This window comes from Pseudomonas sp. NPDC089406, from assembly GCF_044900265.1.
In the GTDB taxonomy this organism is placed as follows: domain Bacteria; phylum Pseudomonadota; class Gammaproteobacteria; order Pseudomonadales; family Pseudomonadaceae; genus Aquipseudomonas; species Aquipseudomonas fakonensis.
In genome coordinates, this window is record NZ_JBJDNC010000008.1 from 156421 (window position 1) to 176925 (window position 20505).

Consider the following 20505-nt stretch of genomic DNA (forward strand, 5'->3'; position numbering starts at 1 on the left):
GTGCTTGCATGTACTACGGTGAACGCTTCAACGCCTGGACCCACCTGGTGGGCGCGGTACTGGCCTGTATCGGCGCGGTCTGGCTGATCGTCGTGGCGGGCTTGCAGGGCGACCCCTGGAAGATCGTCAGCTTCTCCATCTACGGCTTCACCCTGCTGTTGCTCTACAGCATCTCCACCCTTTACCACAGCACCCGCGGCCGGGCGAAACGGGTCATGCGCAAGCTTGACCACCTGTCGATCTACCTGCTGATCGCCGGCAGCTATACGCCGTTCTGCCTGGTCAGCCTGCGCGGGCCCTGGGGCTGGAGCCTGTTCGGGGTGGTCTGGGGGCTGGCGCTGATCGGCATGCTGCAGGAGATCAAGCCGCGTTCGGAGGCGCGCATCCTGTCGATCATCATCTATGCGGTGATGGGCTGGATCGTGCTGGTGGCGGTCAAGCCGCTGCTGCACAGCCTGGGCGCTGCAGGTTTTGCCTGGCTGGCGGCCGGTGGTGCGTTCTACACCATCGGCATCATCTTCTTCGCGCTCGACAGCCGCCTGCGCCACGCCCACGGCATCTGGCACCTGTTCGTGATCGTCGGCAGCCTGATGCACTTCGTCGCGGTGTACTTCTACGTGCGTTAGAAATCGCCCCACAACTGTTGCGCCACCGACAACGCCACCACGGGTGCGGTTTCGGTGCGCAGCACCCGTGGGCCCAGGCGTGCGGCGTGGTAGCCGGCGCCCTTGGCCTGCTCCACTTCGGCGTCGCTCAGGCCGCCTTCGGGGCCGATCAGGAAGGCCAGGCGGGCAGGCTTGTCGTGGCTGGTCAGCGGCTCGGCCACCGGGTGCAGTACCAGCTTGAGGTCGGCCTCGGTGCTTTTCAGCCATTCGGCCAGGGTGACTGGCGGGTGGATGACCGGCAGGGTCGAGCGGCCGCACTGCTCGCAGGCGCTGATCGCCACCTGGCGCCAATGGGCCAGGCGCTTGTCGGCGCGCTCGTCTTTCAGGCGTACTTCGCAGCGTTCGCTGACGATCGGGGTGATTTCGTTGGCGCCCAGTTCAGTGGCCTTCTGGATGGCCCAGTCCATGCGCTCGCCGCGGGACAGGCCCTGGCCCAGGTGCACGTGCAGCGGCGAGTCGGCCTGGCCGGGCAGGGCCTGGTCGAGTTGCACACGCACGCTTTTCTTGCCCACCTCGAGCAACTGGCCGAGGTATTCCTGGCCGCTGCCGTCGAACAGCTGCACGGCGTCGCCTGCGGCCATGCGCAGCACGCGGCCGATGTAGTGGGCCTGGGCTTCGGGGAGCTCGTGCTCGCCGACAGAAAGGGGGGCGTCGATGAAGAAGCGGGACAGTCTCATGGTTTTGCTCGGAATATGGGTAGACATCGACCCTGTAGTAGCGGCCTTGTGTCGCGAAAGGGCCGCAACGCGGCCCCAGCTGTCTTTGCTGCGAAGCTGAAAGCCTGGGGCCGCTTCGCAGCCCTTTCGCGACACAAGGCCGCTCCTACAGGGGACTGGCGAGGTTTCGGGGTTAGCCCGGGTCGCGGAAGTCGGGGTGGAAGTTGGCCGGCACAGCCACGCTGACGCTTTCACGGGTGGCGATGTCGATGCCTTCGCTGGCCACTTCGGCGAGGAAGTCGATCTGCTCGGGGGTGATCACGTACGGCGGCAAGAAATACACCACGCTGCCCAGCGGGCGCAGCAGGGCGCCGCGGGTCAGGGCGTGCTCGAATACTTTCAGGCCGCGGCGCTCCTGCCACGGGTAGGCGGCTTTGCTGGTTTTGTCCTTGACCATCTCGATGGCCAGGGCCATGCCGGTCTGGCGGATTTCGGCAACATGGGCGTGGTCGGCCAGGTGCGCGGTGGCGCTGGCCATGCGCGTGGCCAGGGCTTTGTTCTGCTCGATCACGTTGTCCTGCTCGAAGATATCCAGGGTCGCCAGGGCTGCGGCGCAGGCCAGCGGGTTGCCGGTGTAGCTGTGCGAGTGCAGGAAGGCGCGCAGGGTCGGGTAGTCGTCGTAGAACGCCTGGTACACCTTGTCGGTGGTCAGGCAGGCGGCCAGCGGCAGGTAGCCACCGGTCAGCGCCTTGGACAGGCACAGGAAGTCCGGGCGGATGCCGGCCTGTTCGCAGGCGAACATCGTGCCGGTGCGGCCGAAGCCCACGGCGATTTCGTCGTGGATCAGGTGCACGTCGTAGCGGTCGCAGGCCTCGCGCAGCAGCTTGAGGTACACCGGGTGGTACATGCGCATGCCGCCGGCGCCCTGGATCAGCGGCTCGATGATCACCGCCGAGATCGTCTCGTGGTGCTCGGCCAGGGTTTGCTCCATGGCGGCGAACATGTTGATCGAGTGCTCTTCCCAGCCCATGCCTTCGGGGCGGTGGTAGCAGTCGGGGCTGGGCACCTTGATGGTGTCGAGCAGCAGGGCTTTGTAGGTTTCGGTGAACAGCGGCACATCGCCCACCGACATCGCGGCGATGGTCTCGCCGTGGTAGCTGTTGGTCAGGGTGACGAAGCGCTTTTTCTCTGGTTTGCCGGTGTTGTGCCAGTAGTGGAAGCTCATTTTCAGCGCCACCTCGATGCACGACGAGCCGTTGTCGGCGTAGAACACCCGGTCAAGGCCCGCCGGGGTCATGGCCACCAGGCGCTCGGACAGCTCGATCACCGGCTGGTGGCTGAAACCCGCGAGGATCACGTGTTCCAGCTGGTCGACCTGGTCCTTGATGCGCTGGTTGATGCGCGGGTTGGCGTGGCCGAACACGTTGACCCACCAGGAGCTGACTGCGTCGAGATAACGCTTGCCTTCGAAGTCCTCGAGCCACACGCCTTCGCCGCGTTTGATCGGGATCAGCGGCAGCTGCTCGTGGTCTTTCATCTGGGTGCAGGGGTGCCACAGGACCTTGAGGTCGCGTTGCATCCACTGATCGTTGAGGCCCATGGGCACTTCTCCTGGCACTACGGCTTGGTTTGACCGCGTAAGCCTAAGCAATGCCGGGGGGCAGGACAACCGCTGCTGTCAGTGGCGGCAGGTGCGCGTCCAGGCCAGCTTGCGAATATGCACGGTGCCGGCCTGGGAGGTGGAGATGGTCAGGCGCCGGAACGGGCCGAACAACAACTGGCTGTGCGGCTGGCTGGCTACCGGGCCCGGCAGGTGCTCGGTGAAGCCGCTGCCGGAGAGGGTGATCCAGTAGAAATTGCGCTGGGGCTCCAGGGGCAGTGCGTAGTCCAGCCCTTCGGTGTCGATCAGCATCTGCACGTCGTCGGGGTACTGGTCACTGACCACATAGAACTCCACCAGCAGCTGTTCCACCTCCTGCAGGAAGACGATTTCCACCTCGCAGTGCTCGCCAATGACCAGCTCGGTGCCTTCATCGCCCTTGAAGGCTGTGTGAAAGCCCGCCCACGCCGTGCCTTTGGCGCGGATGCTCAGGCCGCTGTCGGTGTGGTACGCCGAGCTGGCGGCGAGAAACTGCGGGGTGATGTGTTCGAAGCATTCCTGATAGGTCATGGCAGGGCCTCTTTGCGGGCGCTCTGGGTTCAGGCGCGAGCATGGCCTGTGGCCGTACATCCGGCTACTGACAAAAATGCCAGTTGCCAAGCGCACTTGTTGTCGCTGAGCTGGCGGGCCAGGTGGGGCTGACGTATTCTTAGCGCACTTTTTCCGGGGCGTTCCTCCCCTTTTTATCTGCCTTTTCTGAACCGGAGTTTGCCGACATGGCTGCTGCTTGGGTGCGCCTGTGCGCGTTGGTATTGATTGGTGTGTCCAGCGCTGCGGCGCAGGCCGTGGACAAGACGCCGACGGCGATCGTCGTCGGTGGCGGCCTGGCGGGCCTGACCGCGGCCTACGAGCTGCAGGGCAAGGGCTGGCAGGTGACCCTGCTGGAAGCCAAGCCGGGTATCGGCGGGCGTTCGGGCCTGGCCACCAGCGAGTGGATCGGCAACGGCAAGACCCAGCCTGTGCTCAACCAGTACCTGGAGCGCTTCAAGCTCGGCACCCTGCCGGCGCCTGAGTTCGTGCGCACCCCGGGCTACCTGATCGATGGCGAATACTTCAGCGCCGCCGACCTGACCACCAAGCAGCCGGCCACGGCCGAGGCGCTCAAGCGTTACGAGAAGACCCTCGACGACCTGGCCCGCTCCATCGAAGACCCGCTCAACCCTGCGGCCAACAGCACCTTGTTCGCCCTTGACCAGATGAACGTGTCCACCTGGCTGGACAAGCTGCAACTGCCGGCCACCGCCCGCCAGTTGGTGAACCAGCAGATCCGCAGCCGCTACGACGAGCCGTCGCGCCTGTCGCTGTTGTACTTCGCCCAGCAAAGCCGGGTGTACCGCAACGTCAGCGACCGGGACCTGCGCGCCGCACGCTTGCCGGGAGGCAGCCCGGTGCTGGCCCAGGCCTTCGTCAAGCAGCTCAAGACCATCAAGACCAGCTCGCCGGTGACGGCCATCGTGCAGGACAAGGACGGCGTGACGGTCAAGGTCGGCGCGGTCGGCTACCAGGCGGACTACCTGGTAATGGCGGTGCCGCTGCGGGCGCTGGCGAAGATCCAGATCACCCCGGGCCTGGACAACCAGCACCTGGCGGCGCTCAAGGGCACCAACTACGGCTGGCGCGACCAGCTGATGCTGAAGTTCAAGAACCCGGTGTGGGAAAGCCGCGCGCGCATGTCGGGCGAGATCTTCAGCAACACCGGGCTGGGCATGCTGTGGATCGAGCCGGCCCTCAAGGGTGGCGCCAACGTGGTGATCAACCTGTCCGGCGACAACGCCCGGCTGTTGCAGGCGTTCGGTGACAAGCAGATGGTCGACCAGGTGCTGATCCGCCTGCACGCCTTCTACCCGCAGGCCCGAGGTGCCTTCACCGGTTACGAGGTGCGCCGCTACAGCACCGACGCCGGTACCGGCGGTGCTTATCTTGCTTACGGCCCAGGCCAGATCAGCAAGTTCTGGCGCCTGTGGGAGCGCCCGGTGCAGCGTATCGCCTTTGCCGGCGAACACACCGACGCGCTGTACCCGGGCACCCTGGAAGGCGCCCTGCGCAGCGGCCAGCGCGCCGCCAGCCAAGTGCAGGATCTGGCTGCCGGCAAGTCGTTCGACCCGGTCAAGGCCACCGCAGTGGCGGGTGCTGCTGCGGGTGCGGCCGGTGCCGCAGCCGCCAAGGACAAGGGCGGGTTCTTCTCCAACCTGTTCGGCGGCTCGTCCGACAAGGCGCCGGCCAAGGCAGAAGCAGCCAAGGCCGAAGCGCCGAAGCAGGACAAGCCCGGCTTCTTCTCGCGCCTGTTCGGGGGCGGTGACAAGGCAGAGGTCAAGGCTGCTCCAGTGCCCAAGGCTGAGCCGGTAGCGCCGGCCGCAGCTCCAGCCCCAGCCCCGGCTGCACCAGCTGCCGTGGCCCAGGAAGCGCCAGCCAAGCCAGCGCCAGCCAAGGCTGCCCCGGCCAAACCGGCCGCACACAAGCCGGCTGCAAAGCCTGCGCACAAGCCTGCCGCCAAGGCGGCGCCAGCGAAGAAGGCCACCGCCAAGGGTGAGCCTGCGAAGAAGCCAGCGGCCAACAGCCAGGCCAAGGCCAACTGACACGGCCCTGTCGTCGGCAAGCCGGCTCCTGTAGGAGCCAGCTTGCCGGCGATGCTTTTCTAGCCCTGACATCCTTTCTCAATACGTCTATCGTTAATGTTTCCTTAATAGGATGCGCACACACTAAACATCGGATTTTTTGATAATCCGAAGCAATTTTTTCCGCTTTTCTTCGATACGTTACGCGTTAGTCTGTGCACAGCTTTCACGGGGAAATACGCCAACATGCAACTGCGCAATTCATCTTCACGCTATGGCGTTGTCAGCATCGTCCTGCACTGGGGCGTGGCGCTGGCGGTTTTCGGCTTGTTCGGCCTGGGCCTGTGGATGGTTGGGCTGGATTACTACAGCCCATGGCGCAAGTCTGGCCCCGACCTGCACAAGAGCATCGGCCTGGTGCTGCTGGCGGTAATGGTGCTGCGGGTGCTCTGGCGCTTTGTCAGCCCGCCGCCACCGGCGCCGGCCAACCACGGCCCGCTTACCCGGGTGGCCGCCAAGCTTGGGCACCTGGCACTGTATGCAGGGTTGTTCGCGGTCATGGCCGCGGGCTACCTGATTTCCACCGCCGACGGCGTGGGCATTCCGGTATTCGGCCTGTTCGAGGTGCCGGCACTGGTCAGCGACCTGCCTGACCAGGCTGACACCGCCGGGGTGATCCACCTGTGGCTGGCCTGGGGCCTGGTGATCTTTGCCGTGTTGCACGGCCTGGCCGCTCTCAAGCACCATTTCATCGACCGTGACGCGACCCTCACCCGCATGTTGGGCCGCAAAGCTTGACTCTCAACCTCAATTGCAAAGGAAGGAAGTAAGGATGTTGAAAAAGACTTTTGCCGCCCTGGCGCTCGGTACCGCTCTGTTCACCGCCGGCCAGGCCATGGCCGCCGAGTACAAGATCGACAAGGAAGGCCAGCACGCGTTCGTCGACTGGAAGATCAGCCACCTGGGCTACAGCTTCATCCACGGCACTTTCAAGGATTTCGACGGCAACTTCAGCTGGGACAGCGCCAAGCCTGAAGCCAGCAAGATCAGCGTCGACCTGAAAACCGCCAGCCTGTGGTCCAACCACGCCGAGCGTGACAAGCACATCGCCAGCGCCGACTTCCTCGACGTGAAGAAGTACCCGGACGCCAAGTTCGTCTCCACCGCCGTCAAGTCGACTGGCGAGAAGACTGCCGACGTGACCGGCGACCTGACTCTGCACGGCGTGACCAAGCCGGTCACCTTCAAGGCTGTGTTCAACGGCGAAGGCAAGGACCCATGGGGCGGCGAGCGCGCAGGCTTCAATGCCAAGACCACGCTGAACCTGAACGACTTCGGCATCAAGGGCCCAGGCCCGACTTCGCAGACCCTCGACCTGGACATCAGCGTCGAAGGCGTGAAGCAGAAGTAATTCTGCCGCTGAAAGCAAAAACGCCGCCCAATGGGCGGCGTTTTTTTTGGCCTCTGTAGGAGCCGGCTTGCCGGCGATAGGGCCATCAGCGACAACCTCAAATGCGGGGTTGCCTGTGCTGGCCTCATCGCCGGCAAGCCGGCTCCTACATAAAGCGCTGCTTAGCCCTTGCGGGTCAGCAGGGCCGGGCGTTCACCGCGTGGGCGGCTTGGCAGGTCGTCCAGTTGCTCGGGTGTCGGGTAACGGTCGAGCTTGGATTCCTTGCGGATGATCACCGGTGCCGGCTGCGAGTCGCGCGGGTTGCGCACGGCAGGCTCCTGGCGGGCGGTGTCGTCACGGCGGTTGCGGCCAGCGTTGTTGTCGCGGCGGGCGCCGCCACCGTTGCTGCCACCGCCATTGCGGGCGCGTTTCTCGCTGGAACCTTGGCCCTGACGCTGCTGGCCGCCGTTGCTACGGCCCTGGCCTTGACCCTGGCCACCACCGCTGCGTTGGCCTTGCCCCTGGCCCTGGCCGCCATTGCCGGTATTACCGCCCGGGCGGCGATTACGGCCGTTCTTGGCGTTCTGGTAGGGGCTGACGTAGTCGGCGCGGTTACCGAAGTTATCCACGTCGTCGTCGAGGAACTCTTCCGGGTCACGGTTGGCTGCAGGCTTTGGCGCGGCACTCTGGCCCTGTGCGGCCTGCTGCTGGCGCGGCTTATTGTCACGCGGCTTGCGCTGCTGGCCTTGCTGCTGCTTGTTGTCGCCGGACTTCTCCTTGTCGGCAGGCTTTTCGGCCGCAGGCTTGCTCTTGCCTTTGTCCTTGCCCTTGTCCTTGCGACCGCCGCTGCTGTCTTTGCTGCCTTCGCCGCGGGCCTGCTGGTTGCGACCGCCACGGCCGTTGTTCTGCGGGCGTTCGCGCACTTCTGGCTTTTCTGCCTCGACTTGCGATGCGTCAAAGCCCATCAGGTCACCATCAGGGATGCGCTGCTTGGTGACCCGTTCGATGCTCTTGAGCAGCTTTTCTTCGTCCGGCGCAACCAGCGAGATAGCCTCGCCCGAGCGCCCGGCACGGCCGGTACGGCCGATGCGGTGCACGTAGTCTTCCTCGACGTTGGGCAACTCGAAGTTGACCACGTGGGGCAACTGGTCGATGTCCAGGCCGCGGGCGGCGATGTCGGTGGCCACCAGCACGCGCACGCTGTTGGCCTTGAAGTCGGCCAGCGCCTTGGTGCGGGCGTTCTGGCTCTTGTTGCCGTGGATCGCGGCAGCGGTCAGGCCGTGTTTTTCGAGGTACTCGGCCAGGCGGTTGGCGCCGTGCTTGGTGCGGGTGAACACCAGCACCTGTTCCCAGGCACCCATGGTGATCAGGTGCGCCAGCAGTGCGCGCTTGTGGCTGGCCGGCAGGCGGAACACGCGCTGCTCGATACGCTCGACGGTGGTGTTCGGCGGCGTGACCTCGATGCGCTCGGGGTTGTGCAGCAGCTTGTCGGCGAGGTCGGTGATGTCCTTGGAGAAGGTGGCCGAGAACAGCAGGTTCTGGCGCTTGGCCGGCAGGCGGGCGAGGACCTTCTTCACGTCATGGATGAAGCCCATGTCGAGCATGCGGTCGGCTTCGTCCAGCACCAGGATCTCGACCTTGGACAGGTCGACGCTGCCTTGGCCGGCGAGGTCGAGCAGGCGGCCCGGGCAGGCGACCAGCACGTCGACACCCTTGGCCATGGCCTGCACCTGCGGGTTCATGCCGACGCCGCCGAAAATGCAGGCGCTGATGAAGTTCAGGTCGCGGGCGTACACCTTGAAGCTGTCGTGCACCTGGGCGGCCAGCTCGCGGGTGGGGGTGAGCACCAGCACGCGCGGTTGGCGCGGGCCGTGGCGCTGCGATTTGTCAGGGTGGCCGCCGGGGAACAGGCGCTCGAGAATCGGCAGTGCGAAACCGCCGGTCTTACCAGTACCTGTCTGGGCGGCGACCATCAGGTCGCGGCCTTGCAACACGGCGGGAATAGCCCGCTGTTGCACCGGAGTGGGCTGGGTATAGCCCGCAGCCTCGATAGCGCGGACAAGAGCCTCGGAGAGACCGAGGGAAGCAAAGGACATGGGCGATCCTGTTCTCGTGAGGGCTGGGCCCTATGGGGGTGTTCTGCCTGGCGCGACGGGCATCGGAGGGATGCGATCGCGTCCGGTCCAGCTGGGCGGTCACGGCGCATCCGGAAGGCGGCGGGCAGGCACTGAAGCTGTGCTGCCGCGGGTCTGGAAGGCTGTGGCGAGGCCGAGCGTCCGGGCGTGAGCCGGGCGGGAAGGCCCGAGTATAACAGAGCAATCAGCGTGTGCTGCGTTCCTGCTGCTCAACGGCGAAAGGAAAATCATCCGCGCCGTCGTAGCGGGCCTGGATGGCGGCATAGGCCGGCTCCTGGCGAAAGCGCTGCAACTCCTCGGAAAACGCGCGGGCCAAGGCTTCGCGCCCAGGTTTGCGGGCCAGCCCCAGGTACTGCTGCTGGCGGCTGAGCACCAGCGGCAGCTCCTCGATGCTCTGCCCCAGCCCCAGTTGCCTGCGCAAGAAGCGGCCGACCCGGCGGTCGGTCAGCAGCAGGTCAATACGCCCCAGTGCCAGCTTGCCGAAATTGGCTTCATGGCTGGGGGCAGGCTCGCGGCGAAACAGCGCCGACTCGTTGAATGCCCCGCCATAGTTGTAGCCCGGCGAGGTGCCGATGGTCAGGCCGGCCAGGTCCTCCAGGCGTTCGACCCGGTGGCGGCGGGCACTGGCCTGATACAGGACGAACTCCACCTCGGACATGGGCTCGTCCGGGTAGACCAGAAAACCCTCGCGGGCCTCGACCTTGAAGATATCCAGCACGCCATCGGCCAAACCCTGCTGGACCATTGCCAGGCAGCGCTTCCATGGCATGAACTCCCACTGCACCTCGACGCCCAGGCGGTTGAACACCTCGTTGGCCACCTCGTAGTCGACGCCCTTGGGCTGGCCGTTTTCCAGGTACAGGTAGGGCGCCCATTCGTCACTGACCAGGCGCAGGCGTTCGGCCTGGGCCAACGGGCTCAGGCAGGTCAGCAACAGGATCAGGAGCAGGCGGATTATGGGCATGGGGCGAGAGTACCCGCTTGGCTGGGCGCCAGCCAGTGAAGACGGGCTTGAACTATGAACACCGGCGCGGGCGCAGTTGCCTGTGCCAGCCTCATCGCCGGCAAGCCGGCTCCTACAGGGATCGCATGACCCTGTAGGAGCGGCTTTAGCCGCGAACACCGGCACAGCCGGTGCCAAGCGTTGCGAGGTCGGGCTGCAGAAACAAAAAGGGCCTTGGTCGCTGAACCAAGGCCCTCGAAGGTGCGCAGCGCTTAGCGCGGCAGCTTCAGGTTGTTCCAGATCGCCAGGCTCGGCTCGGCCTGGTTCAGGGTATAGAAGTGCAGGCCCGGTGCGCCGCCTTGCAGCAGTTGTTCGCACATGCGGGTGATCACTTCTTCACCGAAGGCCTGAATGCTGGCGGTATCGTCGGCATAGGCTTCCAGCTGCTTGCGGATCCAGCGCGGGATCTCGGCGCCGCAGGCGTCGGAGAAGCGCGCCAGCTTGCTGTAGTTGGTGATCGGCATGATGCCCGGTACCACCGGGATGTCCACGCCCAGCTTCTGCGCGCGCTCGACGAAGTAGAAGTAGCTGTCGGCGTTGAAGAAGTACTGGGTGATGGCGCTGTCGGCACCGGCCTTGACCTTGTGCGCGAAGTTGGCCAGGTCCGCTTCGAAGTTGCGCGCCTGGGGGTGCATCTCAGGGTAGGCGGCGACCTCCAGGTGGAAGTGCCCGGCGGTTTCCTCGCGAATGAACTCAACCAGGTCGCTGGCGTAGCGCAGCTCGCCGCTGGCCATGCCCATGCCCGACGGCAGGTCGCCGCGCAAGGCGACGATGCGCTTGATGCCGGCGGCCTTGTACTCGGCCAGCAGGGCGCGCAGGTCGGCCTTGCTGTCGCCGACGCAGGACAGGTGCGGGGCGGCTGGCACCTTCACTTCGTTTTCCAGCTGCAGCACGGTGTTCAGGGTGCGGTCGCGGGTCGAGCCACCGGCACCGTAGGTGCAGGAGAAGAAGTCCGGGTTGTAGCTGGCCAGCTGGCGGGCGACGCCCATCAGTTTTTCGTGGCCGGCGTCGGTCTTGGTGGGGAAGAACTCGAAACTGTAGCGGCGTTCTTGTGACATGTCTCGTTCCTTCGGCAGCGCGCCGGGGCGGCTACCTGCAAATAAAAGCCAGGGCGGTGGGGGCCGGCCTGGCTCGGACATCGGTTCGAAGTCAAGGAGCCATCGCCGGCAAGCCGGCTCCTACAGGGTAGGCGCACACCTGCAGGGCCGGCTTGCCGGCGATCGGCTGCCGCTTAGTAGCGGTAGGCGTGCGGCTTGAACGGGCCTTCGACGGTCACGCCGATGTAGTCGGCCTGCTGCTTGGTCAGCTTGGTGACCACACCACCGAAGCCGCGGACCATTTCCAGGGCCACTTCTTCGTCGAGCTTCTTCGGCAGTACTTCAACGGTCAGACGCTCGGCTTTCTTCTCGGCCGACAGGTCAGCGTACTTCTGCTCGAACAGGAAGATCTGCGCCAGCACCTGGTTGGCGAACGAACCGTCCATGATGCGGCTTGGGTGGCCAGTGGCGTTGCCCAGGTTCACCAGGCGGCCTTCGGCCAGCAGGATCAGGTAGTCGTCGTTCTGCGGGTCGAACTCGCCAGCGCCGGTACGGTGGATCTTGTGTACCTGCGGCTTGACCTCTTCCCATGCCCAGTTCTTGCGCATGAAAGCGGTGTCGATTTCGTTGTCGAAGTGGCCGATGTTGCACACCACGGCGCGCTTTTTCAGGGCCTTGAGCATGTTGGCATCGCAGACGTTGACGTTACCGGTGGTGGTGACGATCAGGTCGATCTTGCCCAGCAGGGCCTTGTCGATGCTCGCTTCGGTGCCGTCGTTGAGGCCGTCGATGAACGGCGAGACCAGCTCGAAGCCGTCCATGCAGGCTTGCATGGCGCAGATCGGGTCGACTTCGGTGACCTTGACGATCATGCCTTCCTGGCGCAGCGACTGGGCCGAGCCCTTGCCCACGTCACCGTAGCCGATCACCAGGGCCTGCTTGCCCGACAGCAGGTGGTCGGTACCGCGCTTGATGGCGTCGTTCAGGCTGTGACGGCAGCCGTACTTGTTGTCGTTCTTGCTCTTGGTGACCGAGTCGTTGACGTTGATCGCCGGGACTTTCAGCTCGCCCTTGGCCAGCATGTCCAGCAGGCGGTGCACGCCGGTGGTGGTTTCTTCGGTTACGCCGTGCACGCGGTCCAGTACCTGCGGGTACTTCTTGTGCAGCAGCTCGGTCAGGTCACCGCCGTCGTCGAGGATCATGTTGGCGTCCCATGGCTGGCCATCTTTGAGGATGGTCTGCTCCAGGCACCACTCGTACTCTTCTTCGGTTTCGCCTTTCCAGGCGAACACCGGGATGCCGGCAGCGGCAATCGAAGCTGCGGCCTGGTCTTGAGTCGAGAAGATGTTGCAGGACGACCAGCGCACTTCGGCACCCAGGGCAACCAGGGTTTCGATCAGCACGGCAGTCTGGATGGTCATGTGGATGCAGCCCAGAATCTTCGCACCCTTGAGCGGCTGCTCGGTCAGGTACTTGCGACGCAGGCCCATCAGTGCAGGCATTTCCGATTCGGCGATGATGGTTTCGCGACGACCCCAGGCGGCCAGGGAGATGTCAGCGACTTTGAAATCGGTAAAACCGGCAGGCGTGTTTACAGCGCTCATGAAGAGCCTCCATTCGTAGTGTGCGAATGGGCGCCGTTGTGCGTTGAGCGTCCGCGTGGCGGACAACGCCCCGACCGAGCCTGACAGGACGAACCTGCTGCAGCGCCCCTCGGCCGGGTGGCGGGAGGGTTGCCGCTGTGGGCCACCCTTGGAAACGGCAGGGATTATAGCCGCGGCTGTGTGACAGGCCAAAGGCTTTCTGTCGATTAATCGAGACGATAGTCGATGCTCAATGGAACAGTGACCCGCCGGTCTGCCATCATTAGCGCACGTCTAACACGCAGGTCAGGAGTACAGATGAACTTTCACACCCGCAAGTGGGTAAAACCCGAAGACCTCAACCCCAACGGCACGCTGTTCGGCGGCAGCCTGCTGCGCTGGATCGACGAAGAAGCGGCGATCTACGCCATCGTCCAACTGGGCAACCAGCGCGTGGTGACCAAGTACATGTCGGAGATCAACTTCGTCAGCGCCTCGCGCCAGGGCGACATCATCGAGCTGGGCATCACCGCCACCGAGTTCGGCCGCACCTCCATCACCCTCAAGTGCGAAGTGCGCAACAAGATCACCCGCAAGAGCATCCTCACCGTCGACAAGATGGTGTTCGTCAACCTGGGTGAAGATGGCTTGCCGGCGGCCCACGGGCGTACCGAAATCAAGTACGTGCAGGACCAGTTCCCGGATTCTGCGGTCGAGTAGGGCCTGGAAAAGCATCGCCGGCAAGCCGGCTCCTACAAGGGAGCGCGATCCCCTGTAGGAGCCGGCTTGCCGGCGATTGTTTTTTTCGGAGTCAGGCCTGCTGGCTGACCCGGCGCACCACCTTGCCGATGGTCAGGCCCTGTACCAGGATCGACGACAGCACCACGATGTAGGTGATCGACAGCAGCAGGTCACGCTCCTCGCCCATCGGCAGCGACAGCGCCAGGGCCACCGACACACCGCCACGCAGGCCACCCCAGGTCAGCACCCGCACCGTACCCTGCGGCACCGCGCGCCAGCGGCGCAGCAGCACGATTGCCGGGGCCACGGTCAGCAGCCGCGACAGCAGCACCGCCACCGCCAGCACGCTGCCGGCCGCCAGGTGCATCCAGTTGAACGGCAGCAGCAACAGCTCCAGGCCGATCAGGGCGAACAGCAGGGCGTTGAGCATGTCATCGATCAGCTCCCAGAAACCGTCCATGTAGCGACGGGTCATGTCGTTCATCGCCAGGTTACGCCCCAGGTTGCCGATGATCAGGCCGGCCACCACCATGGCGATCGGCGCCGACACGTGCAGCTCGTAGCACATGGCCGAGCCGCCGATCACCAGCGCCAGGGTCAGCATCACCTCCACCTGGTACTGCTCGACGCTCTTGATCATGCGGTAGGTGGCGTAGCCGATCAGGCCGCCGAACACCACGCCGCCAATGGCCTCGCGGGCGAACAGCACGGCGGTGTCGTAGGCACTGGGCGTCTCGCCCAGCTGGATGATGCCCAGCAGCACGGTGAACACCACCACCGCAGTGCCGTCGTTGAACAGCGACTCGCCAACGATGGTGGTCTTCAGCGGCTTGGGTGCGTTGGCGGTACGCAGCGCACCCAGCACGGCGATCGGGTCGGTGGGCGAGATCAGCGCGCCGAACAGCAGGCAGTAGATCATCGGCACGTTCCAGCCGAACAGCGCGAACACCCAGTGCGCCAGGTAGCCGATCACCACGGTGGCGATCAGTACGCCAATGGTGGCCAGCAGGCCGATCGGCCAGCGGTAGCTGCGAAGATCTGTGAGGTTGACGTGCAGGGCGCCGGCGAACAGCAGGAACGACAGCATCCAGTGCATCAGCAGGTCGTTGAAGTCGATCTGGTTCATCAGCCCTTCGACGCGCTCTTCCAGCCCGGGGAAGCCGATCAGGCTCAACCCCTGCAGAATCAGCGAGAACAGCAGCGCCGTGACCATCACGCCGATGGCCGGCGGCAAGCCGATGAAGCGGTAGTTGACGTAGGTGAGAAGGGTGGTGAGGCAGATAAACGCAGCAACTAATTCAAGCATCCCGAATCCTGTGACAGTGGCTTCCAAGTCGTTACCCGAATTGCTCGGGCAGTTCTTTGATGACCTGGCGGGCGGTTCGGGACACACCTTATGACCGGATTTCTGTAATTGGTTCACGGGCCTCATCGCCGGCAAGCCGGCTCCTACAGGGATCAGGGCTGTGCAAAACCTGTAGGCGCCGGCTTGCCGGCGATGAGGCCGGTGCAGGATAGTGAAGCTCCCGAACCCCTGACCAAGGACCCCAAGGCGTGCTGGCAACCTCCCTCGTACTGGTCGCAGCCCTGCTGCACGCCACCTGGAACACCCTGATCAAGTTCAGCGCCGAGCGCCTGCTGGTGATCGCCAGCATGGACGTGGTAGCGCTGGTATTCGCGGTGCTTGCGGTCAGTTTCACCGAGTTCCCGCCGGCTGAAATATGGCCCTGGCTGCTGGCCTCGGCGTTTGCCGAGCAGCTGTACCGCTTTTTGCTGATTCAGGCCTACCGGGTCGGTGACCTGGGCCTGGTCTACCCACTGATGCGTGGCCTGTCGCCGTTGGTGGTGCTGGGCCTGACCCTGGCTTTTGCCGGCGAAACGCTGAGCAGCCAGCAGATCATCGGCATCCTGCTGATCCCCTGCGGCATGGCCTGCCTGCTGTGGCAGGGCGGTGGCGGCGACCGGCTGCCCTGGTCGATGCTACCAGTGGTGGCGCTGATCGGCCTGTGCATCGGCTGCTACACCTGGTTCGACGGCCAGGCCGTGCGCCTGTGGGGCAAACCGTGGGATTACCTGGTATGGCTGACCCTGCTCAGTGCCTGGCCGTTCCCGTTGCTGGCCAGCGTTGCCCGGCGCGCGCCGTTCGTGCTGTTTTGGCGCACCCAGTGGAAGCTGGGGGTGGCGGTGGGTTTTTGCGTATTGTTCAGCTACGCCCTGGTGCTGTGGGCCATGCACCTGGGCTCGGTGGCCGAGGCGGCCGCCCTGCGCGAGTTGAGCGTTATTCTGGTGGTGCTGCTGGGCATGCGCTACCTCAAAGAACCTTTTGGTGGCCCGAGACTCCTAGCTTGCGGGCTGGTACTGGCCGGCATGCTGGTGATGAAGCTCTAACCCCTTCCCTGTGAACAAGGAGTCCTGATCATGACCGTCGCCCTTTGGTGCATCCTCATCGCCCTGTGCCTGCCGCCGCTGTGTGCCTTGATCGCCAAGGTGGCCAGCGGGCGTTTTGGCATGCGCGACAACCACGACCCGCGGGCTTTCCTCGACACCCTGTCGGGCCTGCCGCGGCGCGCCCATGCAGCCCAGCAGAACGGCTACGAGGCGTTTCCGGCGTTTGCCGCAGCGGTGTTGGTGGCCGATATCGTCGGCAATGCCGAGCAGGTGACCCAGGATGTGCTGGGGGTGATGTACATCACCAGCCGGTTGCTGTTCATCATCTGCTACCTGGCTGACTGGGCGGCGTTGCGTTCGGTGGTGTGGTTCGTCGGGTTGGCGTTGATCGTGTCGTTCTTTGTGGTTTCGGTCTGAGAACGAGCCGCCCTGCATTCTGCGTAGGAGATCACCCAGCCCTTTCAACTGTCTTGTGCTGCCTGAACCGGCCTCATCGCCGGCAAGCCGGCTCCTACAGGTACGGCGCTGGCGTGAAGCTTATGCAGTCCCTGTGGGAGCGGCTTTAGCCGCGAAGCAGGCGCTGCGGTAGATGGCACCGGCTTCGCCGGTGTTCGCGGCTAAAGCCGCTCCCACAGAATCTTCGTTAAATCAACGAGTTGTGATTTGTTCCATAGGATCGTGTGCTGTCACGGCACTTTGGGCACTTCAGGCAACGCCTTGCCCTTGGGCCACAGCATCCAGATCTGCCCCTGCTGCTTCATGTTGCCGGCCAGCTCGCCGGCCTCGGGGCCGGTGCCCCAGAACAGGTCGGCACGCACCTCGCCAGTAATCGCGCCGCCGGTGTCCTGGGCCCCTACCGGGCGTACCACCGGGCTGCCGTCCGGGCGGGTGGTGGCCAGCCACAGTAGGCTGCCCAGGGGGATCACCTTGCGGTCGATGGCCACGCTGTAGCCGGCCGTCAGCGGTACGTTGAGCGAGCCGCGCGGGCCTTCATTGCTGTCCGGGCGGGTGCTGAAGAACACATAGCTGGGGTTGCTGGCCAGCAGCTCCGGCACCCGCTGTGGGTTGGCCATGGCCCAGGCGTGGATGCTGCCCATGGTCACGTCTTCTTTCTTCAACTGGCCCTGCTCCACCAGCCAGCGGCCGATGGGGCGGTAGGGGTGGCCGTTCTGGTCGGCATAACCCAGGCGCAGCTGGCGCCCGCCGTCCAGTTGCACGCGCCCCGAGCCCTGGATCTGCAGGAACTGCAAATCCATCGGGTCGGTCAGCCAGGCCAGCACCGGTGCCTTGGCGCCGTCACGGTTGATCACCTCGGCGGTGTCGTAGGGTTTGAGCACCCGGCCCTCGAGGCGCCCGCGCAGGCGCTTGCCCTTGAGCTCGGGGTACACGCTGGCCAGGTCCACCACGATCATGTCCTCGGGTACGCCGTACACCGGCACCTGGGTTGCGTCGGTGCGCTTGAGGCTGCCGGGGTAGACCGGCTCGTAGTAGCCGGTGATCAGGCCGTTGGCGCTGTTCTCGGCCGAGCGCAGGCCGTGCACCTGCAGGTTCTGCTGCAAGAAAGCGCGCACTTGCGCAGGGTCTGCCGGCACGCCGGCAGCGGCGCTGCAGGTCTCGGCCCAGACCGGGTCGCGGCTGAGTTTTTCACAGCCGTTGCGCCAGGCCTGGAAGCCGGCCAACAGGTCGGCATCGCTCACTGCCGGCAGGTCCTGCCAGGTGGCGTCGGCGTAGGTGGCGATGGCGTGGGGCTCGGGCTTGGCGCTTTCGCCGCCGTTGCAGCCGGCCAGCAGGGCCAGGGCGGGCAGGGCCCAGGCGAGGTGGCGCAATGCAGATGTCATGGGTGCAGTCCTGTAACGGGCGAACATGAAGATTCAGCCCTGTTTTTTGTATGGCTATTGGTCTTTGGCCGACGGGCGGCGATACTGGCCGCCCGATTGTGCTGGCCGAAGAGACCGTGATGTTCAAGCGATTGACCGTAGTACTGCTGGCCGCCCTGGCCCTGACCGCCTGCGACGGTGTCGACCCAAACTCGCCGCTGGGCCAGCGCAAGGCAATCTTTAAAGCGATGCTCAAGACCAGCGAAGACATGGGCGGCATGTTGCGTGGCAGGGTGCCGTTCGACGGGGCGAAGTTCGCCGATGGCGCGGTGAAGCTCGATGCGCTGTCCCACCAACCCTGGCAGCATTTTCCGCAGGTGCGCGACGAGGGCGACAGCAGTGCCCGGGCCGATGTCTGGGAGCGCCAGGCGCGCTTTCATGACCTGGCCCGGCAGCTGGAAGGCGTGACCGGCGAACTGGTCGAGGCAACCCGCACCCAGCCGCTGGATGCGGCGCAGCTCAAGGGGCCGATGGACAAGGTCGAGGCGGCGTGCAAGGCGTGTCATACGGAGTTTCGCAACCACTGAGCTTCGATATGCATCCCTGTAGGAGCGGCCTTGCCGGGGCGCCGTCCGGCCGAGATGGGGCGCGAAGCGGCCCGAGGTCTCGGCCTCATGCAAGATTGCCGGGGCTGCTGCGCAGCCCATCGCGACACAAGGCCGCTCCTACAGGCTCGTGAGCGCCTAGCCTCAGCGCTCCAGTTGATCGACCGCGTCCTGCAGCTCTTTCTTGGCCTCGGCCAGCTTGTCCTTGCGCTTGTTGATCTTCTCCGGGTCGCCCTTTTTCATGGCTTTGTCCAGGTCCTTGGTGCGCTGGTTCACTTCGTGGCGGGCGTCGAGCACCTTCTGCTCGCGCTCCTTGCGCAGGCCGCTGTCGGTGCAGTGTTCGGTCACTTCGGCCAGGGCTTTTTCCAGCCCGGCCTGCTGGTCAGCGTTGCCATGGGCGCGGGCTTGTTCGATCTGCTCGCTGATGGCCTGGCGCTTGGCTGCGCAACCGGTCAGCGCCGGCTGTTCTTCGGCGGCCAGCAACGGGCCTGCAGCAAAGCCCAGCAGGGTGGACAGGGCGAGGGACGAAAGCAGTTTCATCGGTGGCTCCATTTCGGGGCAGGTCAGCAGAAAACGAAATGCTGCCCTGATCTGCGCAAATTAGAAACCCTCGATTTGCTGGTTGCGCAGGCGCAAGGCCAGGGCCTGCACCTGATCGTGGTTGAAAAAGGCCACCAATTGGCCGGCCCGGGTGGGCCCAATGTCGGGTTCGGCAATCCATTGCTCGATGTTTCGCGAAGCCAGGCTGCTCCAGTCGGAGCCCAGGGCAAGGCCGCTGGGCGCTGGTACACCCAATGCGCGCAGCCAGCGGGCGAAGGGTTGCTGGCGGCTTTGGGCAAAGCTTTGCAGGAGTTTTTCGGCGCGGGCCTGGCCGATGCCCGGGACCTCGTGCAGGTGCTCGTGGGTCAGCTCCAGCCAGTCATCCAGGCTGCTGACCAGGCCGCTCTGCACCAGGCTGCGCCAGGTCCCGGGCCCGAGGCCTGGCATACCCAGGCCTTGTTTGCCCCCTAGCCACGCCAACCTGGACAAAAATTGCTCCTGGCAACCCTCGCTGGCCTGCCAGCAACTGAGGGCGTGGTAAGCGTCGGCTGGCGGCGCGGCCACTGCCGTGCGGTGCGGGCTGCGGTGCACCACGCTTTCCAGTCGGGGGATGGTCAGGCCGGCCAGGCTCACCGCCACCTGGTCCCCGGGGCGCACGTCCAGCGCCTGCCAGCGGGCCAGTGACCCCAGGCTGACCTGGCTGATGCGCCGGTCATCGAGCTGAATTGGCTGCAGATGCAGCAGTGGTGTGATACGCCCGGTGCGGCCGATGCGAAAGCGCACCTCGCGTACCTCGGCCAGGGCCTGGCTGAACGGGTGTTTCCAGGCGGCGACCCAGTAGGGTGCCTGGGCCTGCCAGCGTGCGGCCGGCGGGCGGCTGCTCTGGCGCAAAATCACTCCGTCGGTGGCGAAGGGCAGGGGCGTGCGGTACCAGTGCTGGCGCCATTGCACGGCTTGCTCGAGCGAGTCGATGGCCTCGCTGAAGCGCCGGCTGTCGGGGAAGCCCAGCGCCTCGAGCCCGGCCAGGCGTTCGTGTTGCGTTGCCGGGCCGGCAGGCCAGTCCCAGACCAGCAGGCCGATGCCGGCAGCTTCGGCCGGGCTCAACTGCTTGCGTGCCATCAACCCGGCAACGATGCCACGGGCGTTGCGGCTGCCGTCGGTGGCCTGCACATGGTCTTCCAGGCGCCAGTAAAGCTCGCCCTGGAACACTGCATCCAGGGCCTGCGGCAACTGTTGCGGTATACGTTGCAGCAGCGGGATGTGGCGGCTCCAGTCATGGCCCAGGGTGCCATCGCCGCGGCTGAGCAGTTGCTGCAAGCGGCCGTTGCGGTACACCAGCGATACCGCCACACCATCCACCTTGGGCTGTATCCACACCCCCTGCTTGCCCTTGAGCCACTGGCCCACGGCGCTTTCATCGGCGAGCTTGCCAACGCCGGTATGCGGGACCGGGTGGGCAATGGTGCCGGCTGCGCTGGCCAGCGGGTTGTCCTGGCCTGACAGCTCGAAGCAGCCCTGCAAGTGCTGCAGGCGCTGGCGGCTCTGGTCATAGAGTTCGTCGGCAACCAGCGCGATGCCCTGGCGGTGATAGTGGTCATCCCAACGTGCGAGGGCCTGGCGCAATTGGGCGACTTCGTCGGCGGCACGCTGGGCGGGCCAGTCGGGGCAGGGTTCGGCGTGGGCCAGGGGGGTGAACAGCAGTAGCAGTAGCCAGTACGGCATGGCCGGGC

19 protein-coding genes and 1 riboswitch are annotated in these 20505 nt (G+C 65.1%); of the genes, 8 read left to right on the forward strand and 11 right to left on the reverse strand.

Annotated features, from left to right (window positions below; translation table 11 throughout):
* The first annotated feature begins 8 nt into the window (after positions 1-8).
* Complete coding sequence (locus ACI2KK_RS08305; RefSeq protein WP_404668561.1) at positions 9-626, forward strand: hemolysin III family protein; 618 nt, start codon at positions 9-11, stop codon at positions 624-626.
* Here ACI2KK_RS08305 and ACI2KK_RS08310 read toward each other — a convergent pair.
* The 3 genes from ACI2KK_RS08310 to ACI2KK_RS08320 all read right to left on the reverse strand — a co-directional run bounded on the left by ACI2KK_RS08310 (position 623) and on the right by ACI2KK_RS08320 (position 3491).
* Positions 623-1342: a 16S rRNA (uracil(1498)-N(3))-methyltransferase gene (locus ACI2KK_RS08310; RefSeq protein ID WP_404668562.1), complete on the reverse strand. Its 720-nt coding sequence runs from the start codon at positions 1340-1342 to the stop codon at positions 623-625. The genes ACI2KK_RS08305 and ACI2KK_RS08310 overlap by 4 nt on opposite strands.
* Before the next feature lie 172 nt (positions 1343-1514).
* A complete protein-coding gene (locus ACI2KK_RS08315; RefSeq protein ID WP_404668563.1) occupies positions 1515-2921 on the reverse strand; it encodes an adenosylmethionine--8-amino-7-oxononanoate transaminase in 1407 nt (468 codons plus the stop codon).
* Positions 2922-2999: 78 nt separating this feature from the next.
* On the reverse strand, positions 3000-3491 hold the full coding sequence (locus ACI2KK_RS08320; protein WP_404668564.1) for a hypothetical protein: 492 nt from the start codon (positions 3489-3491) through the stop codon (positions 3000-3002).
* A gap of 206 nt (positions 3492-3697) precedes the next feature.
* Here ACI2KK_RS08320 and ACI2KK_RS08325 point away from each other — a divergent pair, with 206 nt between their 5' ends.
* From ACI2KK_RS08325 to ACI2KK_RS08335, 3 genes are all read left to right on the forward strand, one after another.
* Positions 3698-5557, forward strand: coding sequence for a flavin monoamine oxidase family protein (locus ACI2KK_RS08325; protein WP_404668565.1), 1860 nt, complete (start codon positions 3698-3700; stop codon positions 5555-5557).
* Positions 5558-5782: 225 nt separating this feature from the next.
* Positions 5783-6334: a cytochrome b gene (locus tag ACI2KK_RS08330; RefSeq protein WP_217887274.1), complete on the forward strand. Its 552-nt coding sequence runs from the start codon at positions 5783-5785 to the stop codon at positions 6332-6334.
* Between the two features lie 34 nt (positions 6335-6368).
* Positions 6369-6947: a YceI family protein gene (locus ACI2KK_RS08335; RefSeq protein ID WP_217840655.1), complete on the forward strand. Its 579-nt coding sequence runs from the start codon at positions 6369-6371 to the stop codon at positions 6945-6947.
* 161 nt (positions 6948-7108) lie between these two features.
* On the opposite strand, the gene ACI2KK_RS08340 is transcribed toward ACI2KK_RS08335, so the two are convergent.
* The 4 genes from ACI2KK_RS08340 to ahcY form a co-directional block, all read right to left on the reverse strand.
* Positions 7109-9022: a DEAD/DEAH box helicase gene (locus ACI2KK_RS08340; protein WP_404668566.1), complete on the reverse strand. Its 1914-nt coding sequence runs from the start codon at positions 9020-9022 to the stop codon at positions 7109-7111.
* A 223-nt stretch (positions 9023-9245) separates the two neighbouring features.
* Entirely contained in the window at positions 9246-10025 is a 780-nt protein-coding gene (locus ACI2KK_RS08345; RefSeq protein ID WP_404668567.1) for a substrate-binding periplasmic protein, read from the reverse strand.
* Positions 10026-10276: 251 nt separating this feature from the next.
* Positions 10277-11122, reverse strand: coding sequence for a methylenetetrahydrofolate reductase [NAD(P)H] (metF, locus tag ACI2KK_RS08350; protein ID WP_404668568.1), 846 nt, complete (start codon positions 11120-11122; stop codon positions 10277-10279).
* 173 nt (positions 11123-11295) lie between these two features.
* Positions 11296-12705: an adenosylhomocysteinase gene (ahcY, locus tag ACI2KK_RS08355; protein ID WP_217887278.1), complete on the reverse strand. Its 1410-nt coding sequence runs from the start codon at positions 12703-12705 to the stop codon at positions 11296-11298.
* Between the two features lie 21 nt (positions 12706-12726).
* A riboswitch (S-adenosyl-L-homocysteine riboswitch) is annotated at positions 12727-12822 on the reverse strand.
* A 180-nt stretch (positions 12823-13002) separates the two neighbouring features.
* Here ahcY and ACI2KK_RS08360 point away from each other — a divergent pair.
* Positions 13003-13404 (forward strand): acyl-CoA thioesterase, encoded by a 402-nt coding sequence (locus tag ACI2KK_RS08360; RefSeq protein WP_012274534.1) that lies wholly within the window; start codon positions 13003-13005, stop codon positions 13402-13404.
* Between the two features lie 91 nt (positions 13405-13495).
* On the opposite strand, the gene ACI2KK_RS08365 is transcribed toward ACI2KK_RS08360, so the two are convergent.
* Entirely contained in the window at positions 13496-14731 is a 1236-nt protein-coding gene (locus ACI2KK_RS08365; RefSeq protein WP_404668569.1) for a cation:proton antiporter, read from the reverse strand.
* 248 nt (positions 14732-14979) lie between these two features.
* Between ACI2KK_RS08365 and ACI2KK_RS08370 the strand changes: the two genes are divergently transcribed.
* Positions 14980-15813: an EamA family transporter gene (locus tag ACI2KK_RS08370; protein WP_404668570.1), complete on the forward strand. Its 834-nt coding sequence runs from the start codon at positions 14980-14982 to the stop codon at positions 15811-15813.
* Positions 15814-15843: 30 nt separating this feature from the next.
* A complete protein-coding gene (locus ACI2KK_RS08375) occupies positions 15844-16230 on the forward strand; it encodes an MAPEG family protein (protein ID WP_404668571.1) in 387 nt (128 codons plus the stop codon).
* 269 nt (positions 16231-16499) lie between these two features.
* Here the strand turns inward: ACI2KK_RS08375 and ACI2KK_RS08380 are convergent, their stop codons facing one another.
* On the reverse strand, positions 16500-17651 hold the full coding sequence (locus ACI2KK_RS08380; protein ID WP_404668572.1) for a murein transglycosylase A: 1152 nt from the start codon (positions 17649-17651) through the stop codon (positions 16500-16502).
* Positions 17652-17770: 119 nt separating this feature from the next.
* On the opposite strand from ACI2KK_RS08380, the gene ACI2KK_RS08385 reads away from it, so the two are divergent.
* Positions 17771-18217, forward strand: coding sequence for a c-type cytochrome (locus ACI2KK_RS08385; RefSeq protein ID WP_404668573.1), 447 nt, complete (start codon positions 17771-17773; stop codon positions 18215-18217).
* Between the two features lie 162 nt (positions 18218-18379).
* Here the strand turns inward: ACI2KK_RS08385 and ACI2KK_RS08390 are convergent, their stop codons facing one another.
* Positions 18380-18775, reverse strand: coding sequence for a DUF1090 domain-containing protein (locus ACI2KK_RS08390; protein WP_217840645.1), 396 nt, complete (start codon positions 18773-18775; stop codon positions 18380-18382).
* 60 nt (positions 18776-18835) lie between these two features.
* The gene (gene ligB, locus ACI2KK_RS08395; protein ID WP_404668574.1) at positions 18836-20497 is read right to left on the reverse strand and encodes an NAD-dependent DNA ligase LigB; all 1662 of its coding nucleotides are present in this window, start codon (positions 20495-20497) and stop codon (positions 18836-18838) included.
* Positions 20498-20505: the final 8 nt, after the last annotated feature.